At 70.3% G+C, this 8923-nt stretch carries 9 protein-coding genes; 4 read left to right on the plus strand and 5 right to left on the minus strand.

The window, feature by feature from the left end; genetic code table 11:
- Nucleotides 1-20 precede the first annotated feature (20 nt).
- A complete protein-coding gene (locus tag ABD151_RS15080) occupies nucleotides 21-428 on the minus strand; it encodes a VanZ family protein (protein ID WP_343995592.1) in 408 nt (135 codons plus the stop codon).
- Between the two features lie 105 nt (nucleotides 429-533).
- On the opposite strand from ABD151_RS15080, the gene ppnP reads away from it, so the two are divergent.
- Nucleotides 534-845, plus strand: a complete 312-nt coding sequence (gene ppnP, locus ABD151_RS15085; protein ID WP_343995593.1) for a pyrimidine/purine nucleoside phosphorylase — start codon at nucleotides 534-536, stop codon at nucleotides 843-845.
- 78 nt (nucleotides 846-923) lie between these two features.
- Here ppnP and ABD151_RS15090 read toward each other — a convergent pair whose 3' ends face one another.
- From ABD151_RS15090 to ABD151_RS15100, 3 genes are all read right to left on the minus strand, one after another.
- The gene (locus ABD151_RS15090) at nucleotides 924-1292 is read right to left on the minus strand and encodes a phosphomannose isomerase type II C-terminal cupin domain (RefSeq protein WP_343995594.1); all 369 of its coding nucleotides are present in this window, start codon (nucleotides 1290-1292) and stop codon (nucleotides 924-926) included.
- A gap of 106 nt (nucleotides 1293-1398) precedes the next feature.
- Complete coding sequence (locus tag ABD151_RS15095; RefSeq protein ID WP_343995595.1) at nucleotides 1399-1941, minus strand: hypothetical protein; 543 nt, start codon at nucleotides 1939-1941, stop codon at nucleotides 1399-1401.
- A 169-nt stretch (nucleotides 1942-2110) separates the two neighbouring features.
- Entirely contained in the window at nucleotides 2111-3385 is a 1275-nt protein-coding gene (locus ABD151_RS15100) for an LPXTG cell wall anchor domain-containing protein (protein WP_343995596.1), read from the minus strand.
- Between the two features lie 195 nt (nucleotides 3386-3580).
- On the opposite strand from ABD151_RS15100, the gene ABD151_RS15105 reads away from it, so the two are divergent.
- Nucleotides 3581-5446: a sigma-70 family RNA polymerase sigma factor gene (locus tag ABD151_RS15105; protein ID WP_343995597.1), complete on the plus strand. Its 1866-nt coding sequence runs from the start codon at nucleotides 3581-3583 to the stop codon at nucleotides 5444-5446.
- 76 nt (nucleotides 5447-5522) lie between these two features.
- Here the strand turns inward: ABD151_RS15105 and ygfZ are convergent, their stop codons facing one another.
- On the minus strand, nucleotides 5523-6482 hold the full coding sequence (gene ygfZ / locus ABD151_RS15110) for a CAF17-like 4Fe-4S cluster assembly/insertion protein YgfZ (protein ID WP_343995598.1): 960 nt from the start codon (nucleotides 6480-6482) through the stop codon (nucleotides 5523-5525).
- Between the two features lie 169 nt (nucleotides 6483-6651).
- On the opposite strand from ygfZ, the gene ABD151_RS15115 reads away from it, so the two are divergent.
- A complete protein-coding gene (locus ABD151_RS15115; protein ID WP_343995599.1) occupies nucleotides 6652-8316 on the plus strand; it encodes an HNH endonuclease signature motif containing protein in 1665 nt (554 codons plus the stop codon).
- A gap of 59 nt (nucleotides 8317-8375) precedes the next feature.
- The coding region (locus ABD151_RS15120) for an isochorismatase family protein (protein ID WP_343995600.1) at nucleotides 8376-8923 on the plus strand (548 nt) is incomplete at its 3' end.

The raw sequence follows: 8923 nt of genomic DNA on the forward strand, positions 1-8923 counted from the left end.
GCCGCGCCGTGAGCACTGGACTAGTCCACCGCCCCCGTGGCCGGGACCTTCAGGCGTGTCACCAGTGCGGCAGCCACCGCACCGATCAAGCCGCCCGACGTGTTCGAGACGACGTCGACGAACTGCGCGGACCGATCCGGGAAGAGCAGTCCCTGGGTCAGCTCGACGGCGACCGATCCCACGAACGCGTACGCCACCCAATCGGTCCAGCGGAGCTTCGGCCAGACCCAGCGCCCCAGAAAGGAGATAGGCGCGAACAGCAGGGCGTTCAGCACGAACTCGACACGGGTTCCGGACACCAACGTCTCGGAGAGTCCCCACGAGACCAGCGCCTCCTCGACCCACACCACGGCGCCGACCGCTGCCTCCGGCTGCGGCTGGAAGACCGCAAAGGCCACCGCCACCAGGTACGCCCCGAGCAGGATCATCGGAGCCCGACGCATCTCAGGCAAGCGGCACGCCCTGGACCATCTGGTGTTTCACGCGCATGGACGCATGATTCCACCACCCGCACGCGGGCATAGGGTTTCGCCATGACTCAGTTCGATCAGGTGAGTGTCGTCAAGCAGGCCAACGTCTACTTCGACGGCAAGTGCGTCAGCCACACCGTCCTCTTCGCCGACGGCACCCGCAAGTCGCTCGGCGTGATCTTCCCAGCCAGCCTGACCTTCGGCACCGCAGCACCGGAGACCATGGAGATCAACGCCGGCCACTGCCGGATCCGGCTGGCCGGCGAGGAGACCTGGGCGGAGTACGGCGCCGGCCAGTCCTTCGACGTTCCGGGCGACTCCAGCTTCGACATCGAAGTCACCGAGGCCCTCGACTACGTCTGCCACTACCGCTGAGCTCAAGCCGACCAACGCAGAAGGGGCCACGATCTGGTGATCGCGGCCCCTTCTGCTGCTCCCTGCGGGAGCGACGTCTCATGCGCTGACGGCGCTCGCGTCCTGGCGACCGTAGTCGTCCTCCAGACGGCAGATGTCGTCCTCGCCGGTGTACGCGCCGTGCTGGACCTCGATGATCACCAGCTCCTCGGCGTGCTCGTTGGTAATCCGGTGCGCCTGACCGACGCTCACGTCGATCGACTGCCCGGGACCGGCCACCACCGTCTCGCCGTCGACCACGCAGGTGGCGATCCCGAAGATCACCACCCAGTGCTCGGAGCGGTGCCGGTGGGTCTGATAGCTGAGCCGCTGCCCAGGCTTCACGTGGATCCGCTTCACCTTGTAGCCCTGGCCGTCGTCGATGACGTGCCACGACCCCCAGGGGCGGACTGCAGAGTCAAGAGCCATTTACCGATCCGTTCCAACGACGACGTGCGACTGAAACCTATCGCGGGTTGTACCCCACGGTAGCGACAACGAGCGAACAGTGGGCGAAGGTACGCCGTCGAGATGCTCAGTTCGCGCGCCGCCTCTGCCGATCGAGGACCACCAGGACGACGCCGCAGACCAGGGCAACGCCGCCCATGACGATCGCGATCCCCTGGACCACCCGCTCGCCACGCTCGGAGAGCAGGCCCTCACCCTCCACACCCTCGACCTCCGCCGGCGAGGTGGACGCCGGCGCGGCTGCCGCCTGGTTCCCGGAGCCGCTCGTCGCACACCGCACATGCCGGCCCAGATCCCCGCTCCACTCGTTCGGAGCCCCGGACGCCAGCCGGTAGCCGGGCGACGCCGTCGCCTGCACGCGCCACTGGCCCTGACGACCGTCACCCTCGACGAGGCGGTAGCTCACGCCCTCGGTGCCCAGCATCCCGAGGAAGCCGTAGCGCCCACAGCCGGAGATCGGATGCGCCTCGGGCGCTACCGGAGTGACGACGCGCCCGGACGCGGCGCCCTCCTCGAGCGCCTGCACCGGACCCACGCCGATCACGATGGCGCTGACGGCAAGTCCGACCAGCCCCGCGGCTCGCCACCGAGCCTCCCGCAGAGTTCTCATTGCTGTCCCCTTACTCGCGCCCAACGACGCGCCCCCTGTAGGAGAGACGGCTCCCCCTGCCGATCGTGGCGCAGTTTGGAAAGGAAATCCTTTCCGGACTAGTCGTCCGAACCGGACCCGTTCGCCCTCGAGTGGGGGATTTCTCGAGGGCGAACGGGAGCTCATGACCTCAGCCGAGGCCGGTCGGGCGACGGCGCAGCAGCAGCGTCCCCGCCGCCAGCAGCAACAGGCTGAGCCCACCGGTCAGGGCCAGCGCAGCGCTCGCGCCGGTGTTCGGCAAGACCGTCTCGCGCTCCTCCTGGATCCCCTTGACGTCGGCAGCCGGCTTCGGCTTGTCGCCCCCGGTCTCCTGGTCGTCACCGGGCGCCTCCTCTTCCTCGCCGAGCACGCCACACTCCTTGAACGCACCCAGGTCACCACTCCAGCTGGCCACGGCGTCCTCGGCGAGCACGAAGCCCGGCAGCGCCGTGGCGACGACCTCCCACAGTCCGCTGAGGCCGTCGCCGGCGACCAGCTCATAGGCGATGCCCTCGGTCTCGGCCAGGCTCAGCGAGCCGGGCGTCTCGCACGCAGAGACCAGGGTGGCGCTGGGCGCCACCGGCGTCACCACGACCGGGCACTCGGTGCGCTCCCCCAGGTCACCGGACCACACTGCGACCAGACCGTCGGTCAGCACGTAGCCGGGCAGCGCCGTCGCCACGACCTTCCACGCACCCTCGCGACCGTCGCCCTCGACCAGCTCGTAGCGCACACCGACCGTCTGCGGCAGCGTCACCGATCCGTACGTCCCACAGCCCTCGATCACCTGGACGCTGGGCGCCACCGGGGTCACCTCGGTGAGGCACTCGCGCCCGGAGAGCTGCGGCCGGACGGTCAGCGTCCAGGAGCGCGTGCCGACCAGGATGTGGCCGGGCTTCGCGGTCGCGGTCACCGTGTACGTGCCGGGGCCGCTGCCCGCCGGACTCTGGGTGTAGCGGAGACCGGCGGTGTCCGCCGGAACCACCAACCGGCCGTCGGCGGCGCAGGTCGGGTCGACCACGCTCGGCTCAGCGGCAGTCACCTCGACGTCGGGCGGTGCGCAGTCGGTCGGGAAGGCCGAGGCCAGCACCCGTCCCGAGTTGGACGCCGTCGCCCCATTGCTCCAGCGCGCGTCCACCCCGAGCGAGATGGTCGCGGCCGACGTCACCGTCTCGGTGAACGTCTTGGCGGCGCCGTTGCCGATCGTGGTGCCCGTCGGCACCACGACGCGACTGGAGCCGGTGACGGTGGCGGTGCCCGCCCCGTCCCAGTTCTCGACGCGCCAGGTGATCACCCAGGCTCCGCCTGTCCCGCAGGCGACGCTGCCGGTGACCGTGGTGTGGTGTGCATGTGCGGGGGTGGCGATCAGGACGGCGCTCATCATCGCGACGAACACCGCAGCAACCGCTGCCAGAACTCTTCTCATCAGCTTCCATCTCTCGACCGGTGCTTCTTGTCCGTTAGGCCAAGAGCCGTCCGCAGCCGGGATCTGACGCCATTTCCGCGAATGTGACTCAGGTCATAGGCGCCTGCGTCCTTTGTAGATTCCCAGTAGCCCCGATCTCCCCATGGCAGACTTCTGCGCGCTTGGGGGAAACAAGCGCACTGATTGGAATCAGCGGTGGATTCGACCGCGAACTCGTCATCGACGGAGCAGGGGAACGACGACGCCGCCTTGATCGAGGCGGTGCGCGGAGGCGACAACGACGCCTTCGGCGTGCTCTACGAACGCCACCTGCCCGCGGCGCGGTCGTTGGCGCGCGCCCTGGCTCCGGACGGAGATCCGGAGGCACTTGCCGCCGAGGCGTTCGCAGCGGTGCTGGCCACCCTCCGGGCCGGCGGCGGGCCGAGCACCAACTTCGCCGGCTACGTCTATGCGTGCGTGCGCAACCTGCACCGACGCTCCCTGCGCGCTCCGATCACCGAGGAGACCGCCTCGGACCGCGACTGGCTCTTCGACGTGCCGAGCGAGGACCCCGGACAGGTCAGCGACGTCGCCGGTGACCGCGCGGCCCGAGCGCTGGCCTCGCTGCCCCCGGCCTGGCGCCAGGTGCTCTGGCAGCTGGAGGTCGAGGACCGTCGTCCGGCCGACCTCGCCGCTGAGCTGGGCATGACCGCAGGCGCCGTCTCCTCGCTGATCTACCGCGCACGCGAGGGGCTCAAGCAGGCCTACCTGCGCGAGCACCTGCCCCAGGTCGGGGCCAGCGGCTGCACGTGGTCCCGGGACCGGCTCAGTCAGTTCGTCCGCGGCGATCTCAGCGCCCGTGCCGCAGAGCGGGTGCGCGGCCATCTCGGCGGCTGCATGACCTGCCTGGAGCTCTACCAGGAGATCGACCGGATCAACCAGCGCCTGGCCGCCTACCTGTGGCCAGTGGTGCTGCTCGGAGGTGCGTCGGCGCTCGCTGCCGCCGCCGAGCAGGAGGCGGGTCAGCCCCAGCAGGCCAGTGGCACCGCGGCGAGTGTCTCTGCGCAGGCTGCGGCTGGTCTCGGGGCTGCTGGCCTCGCTACTGCTGCTGCCGCCACGCCCTCCCCCGCAGGCGCCGAGACTGCGACGTCGGCGCGCGGCACGAACGCGACGGAGCGGTCGACCTCCGGGCCGCCCGTGAGCGCCGGAACCCTGGGCTCCACGACGACGGGTGGTCGATGGCTCCGGCTCGCCGGCCGCGGCCGGTGGGGCCGCCGGCCCCGGTTCGCGGGCGGCCGGTGGGGCCAACTGCCTCGGCTCAATCTCGGCAGCCTGCTCGCTGCGATCGTCGTCCTGGCCGTGGTCGCCGCGGTCTGCGCGCTGGCGCTCACCGCACGCCCCAAAGGCGCACCGGCCAGCGCTCCCGGCCCCCAGCCGGACGACGCCGGCACCGAACCCACGACCGGCACGGCGGAGGGCCCTCGCATCCTCGGCCCGACACCACCGTCACGCCCGCTCGTGATCCGCACCTCCGCGTTGACCGTCACCGCGCCGACGCCGTCCTCGTCGCCGTCCCCCGGGCCCAAGCCCGGCACGCCGACGCCGGACCCCACGCCCACCACAGCACCCACGAGCGCAGCACCGACGCCGACACCCACACCAACACCGACGCCGACACCGACGCCCGGCGCCGACCTCGGCGTCGGGACGGTGAGCATGGTGGAGACCAGCACCGGCTTCTGGCAGGCGACCGTTCCGTTCACCGCGACCTCGACGCAGCCCATGGCCGGACTTGAGGTGCGGTTCGCCTTCACCTTCTCCATCCCCTTCGGCCTGACCCTGGCCAGCCCGAACACGTGGATCTGTCGCGAGCCCGGCAACGCCCAGGTCGCCACCGGAGTGGACTACCACTTCCCGGCGAACACGGTGATCACCTGCAGCTTCACCCTGCCCGACGAGAACCCGCCGCCCACGCTCGTCCTCGACGTCTGGGAGATGGGCCTGGGCGGCACCGGCAGCGGAACCGTCAGCAGTGACGGCAACACTGACCCGGCCACCGGCAACGACGCCGTGACCTTCTAGGGCGTGTCTCCCCAACGGCGATTGCCTGCTGCGCGACCCCCGAAGCACGCAACGGCAACCGTTGGGAAGACACGCCCTAGCGCAGGTTGGGGCGTACGTGCAGCCCGATCTCCGGGTCGACGACGACCTCCTGCGCAGCAGGGATGCCGTCAGCGTCGAGGGTGGCGTCCAGGGGCACGTTGCGCTTGACCATCGCCAGCGCGATCGGGCCCAGCTCGTAGTGTCGGGCCGAGGTCCCGACGAAGCCGACCACCTTCTCGCCGTGGCGCAACTCGCTGCCCTGGGCAGGCAGTCGGTTGTCGGAGCCGTCGAGGTGCAGCATGGTCAGCCGGCGCGGCGGCCGCCCCAGGGTGTGCACCCGCGCGACGGTCTCCTGGCCGCGGTAGCAGCCCTTGTCGAGGTGCACCACGGAGCCGATCCAGCCGGCCTCGTTGGGGATGGTGCGGTGATCGGTGTCGAGGCCGAAGCGCGCCTCGCCGCGGGCGATCCGCAACGCCTCGAACGCCCACATGCCCGCTGCAGGCCCCGCCGCCTCCGCATAGGCCGCGAGCCGGTCGCGCGGCACGAACTCGTAGCCCTCATAGGCTCCCCCGGCTTGCTTGGCCGGACGCCAGGTGACGGCGAGCTCCTCGGTCGCACTCTCGATCTCGACGCGCATCATGAACCGCATCCGGGTCAGGAAGTCGATCAGCCCCTGGCCGGCACCTGGCTCGAGGTGCCCGGTGAAGACACCGTCCTCGCCACCGGAGTCGGAGCCCAGCACCGCGTGCTCGACATGACCCTGCGGACTGAGCACCAGGAAGCCGGTCGGCAGGCCGGAGCCCAGCACGTCCTGGTGCTGGGTGGTCAGGGAGTGCAGCAACGCGAGCCGGTCCGGGCCGGAGATCCGGACGACGTCGCGGTGCGACAGATCGACGAACCCCTCACCCGCCTCCAACGCGCGTTGCTCGTTGTTGAACGATCCGTAGTGAGCGGCGACAGGCGCGTCCACGCCGTCGCCGGAGACCGCACCGGGCAGCGACAACAAAGGGTTCACCCTGCCAGCCTACCCACCGCCTCGCGCGGGGCCGACCGTCGCTGCTGGCGCAGTGCCTGGAGCCGGAGACCCGGCCCGGAACCAGCCGGAGGTTATGTGTCGGAGGTCACTCGTAGCGTGATTCGTGTGCTCGGGAACCACCCGAGACACCCGCCACTCGCAGGCACCCATGCCACGCATCACTCCCCCAACCGACCCGCCCACCGCGACCATCCAGCCAGACGCGCTCACCTTGAGTCAGCAGGCGATCTGCCAAGCCACGTTGGCGATCGAAGCCGCACTCGACTCCTGCCTCGACGCTGAGCCGATCTACCTGACGACGGCGGAGAAGCAAGCTGTACTGCTGAAGACGCCGGTGTTGCAGGCCCGGCTCACCGAGTTGAACTACCGGCTCCTGGCCTGTGCCTTCGATGTCGCCGACGCGCATGGGGCGAGGAACATCGGCGACTACCTCGCCCACGCCACCCACCAAGCCCACGGCACCATGGCCCGCGAACTACGCACCGCACGCGAGCTCGACAGCAGGTGGATGCACCTGCACGCCGCACTCCGCGAAGGCCGGGTCAACCTCGCCCAGTCGGTGGAGATCACTCGCTCCTTGAATGCACTGCCGGATGATCTCGACGCCACGGTTCTTCGTGACGCTGAACGGACCCTCGTTGAGCACGCCGAGGAATTCGGGCCCAACGACCTACGCCGGATGGGCAAACGCATCATCGACGTCGTGGCGCCGGAGATCGCCGAAGCCGTGGAAGGCAAACGCCTCGCCGACGAGGAACGCTCGGCTCGCGAACGGCAACAACTCACGCTGAAACCCCAAGGCGACGGCACCACCCGCATCAGCGGCCTGCTCACCGACGGCTGCGCCAACCGCCTCGCGACTGCGTTGAACGCGATCACCAACCCACGCAGGGACCACCTCACCCCGGCCCCCTGCGGCTGCGCACCCGACACGGACGGCACCTACGGCGAGTCGTGCGGGGATCTGGAGTGCCCCGGCCACGATCCCCACCACGGCACCTTCACCGACGCAGCCAGCGGAGCCAGCGACGACGCGACCGGCAATGGCGCCAGCAGCTGCGGCTGTGGCAGCGGCAGCGGCAGCGGCAGCGGCAGCGGCAGCGGCAGCGGCAGCGGCAGGCCCAACAACGCGTGCACCGGCGCCGGCACCGGCACCGTCAGCAGCGCCAGCGGCTGCGCCAGCGGCTGCGGCTGCGCCTGCGACCGAGCAGGTACCGGCGGTCGCGGCCGCCACGACGGCAGCACGAGCAACACCCGCGGCAACCAGCCGCACCCCGTCCGGAAGCTCTCCACCCCCCAACGCAACGCCCGCGCGTTGAACACCCTCCTGGAGACCCTCGACCCCAAACGCCTACCCCTGCACGGCGGCGACGCCACCACCGTCGTCGTCACCATCAGCCTCGACGCGCTCCGCAACGAGATCGGCACCGCCACCCTCACCACCCAACGCGACGGCTTCCACGACAGGATCTCCGCCGGCGAAGCCCGACGCCTCGCCTGCAACGCCGGCATCATCCCCGCCGTACTCGACGGCCAGAGCCAACCCCTCGACCTCGGCAGAACCAAGCGCTTCTACAGCGCAGCCCAACACCGAGCCCTCGCCCTCATCCATCCCTACTGCCTCGCCGAGAACTGCCGAGTTCCGGCGACCTGGTGCGAAGCCCACCACGACGATCCCTGGTCCTTGGGAGGGAGAACCGACCTAGCCGACGGCAGCCTGCTCTGCAGCAAGCACCACCACTACATCCACGACCCCACCTACACCGTCGAGTACCTGCCCCACGGCGGGATCAGGTTCCACAGACGCACGTGACGGAGCCCGGGCACGACGGCTCGCCTCAGCGCCACCCGGCACGCACTAGGCTGCAGCACATGACGCGTGCGCTGATTGTGGTCGACGTTCAGAACGACTTCTGCGAGGGCGGGTCGCTCGCGGTGGCCGGCGGCGCCCGGGTGGCGCACGACGTCGCCCAGCTGCTGCGCCGTTGGCAGCGCAAGGACGAAGGCGCTCCCCAGTGGAGCCACGTCGTGGCCACCAAGGACCACCACATCAACCCCGGCAGCCATTGGGCGGCCCACAACACCAAGCCGGACTTCGTGAGCTCGTGGCCGGTTCACTGCAGGGTCGGCACCACCGGCGAGGCGTTCCACCCCAACCTGGACCCGGCGCCCTTCCACGCGATCTTCCTCAAGGGCGCGCACGAGGCCGCCTACTCCGGCTTCGAGGGCGCCACCACCGACGGCAAGAGGCTCGCCGACTGGCTCCGGGAGAACGGCGTCACCCACGTCGACGTCTGCGGCATCGCCACCGACTACTGCGTGCGCGCCACCGCCCTGGACGCACGCGCCGCGGGGTTCGAGGTCAACCTGCTCACCCAGCTGTGCGCCGGCGTCGCCCCCGAGAGCTCGGCCGCGGCACT

The sequence above is a fragment of the Nocardioides dubius genome (genome assembly GCF_039528155.1).
GTDB classification, from domain to species: Bacteria; Actinomycetota; Actinomycetes; order Propionibacteriales; family Nocardioidaceae; genus Nocardioides; species Nocardioides dubius.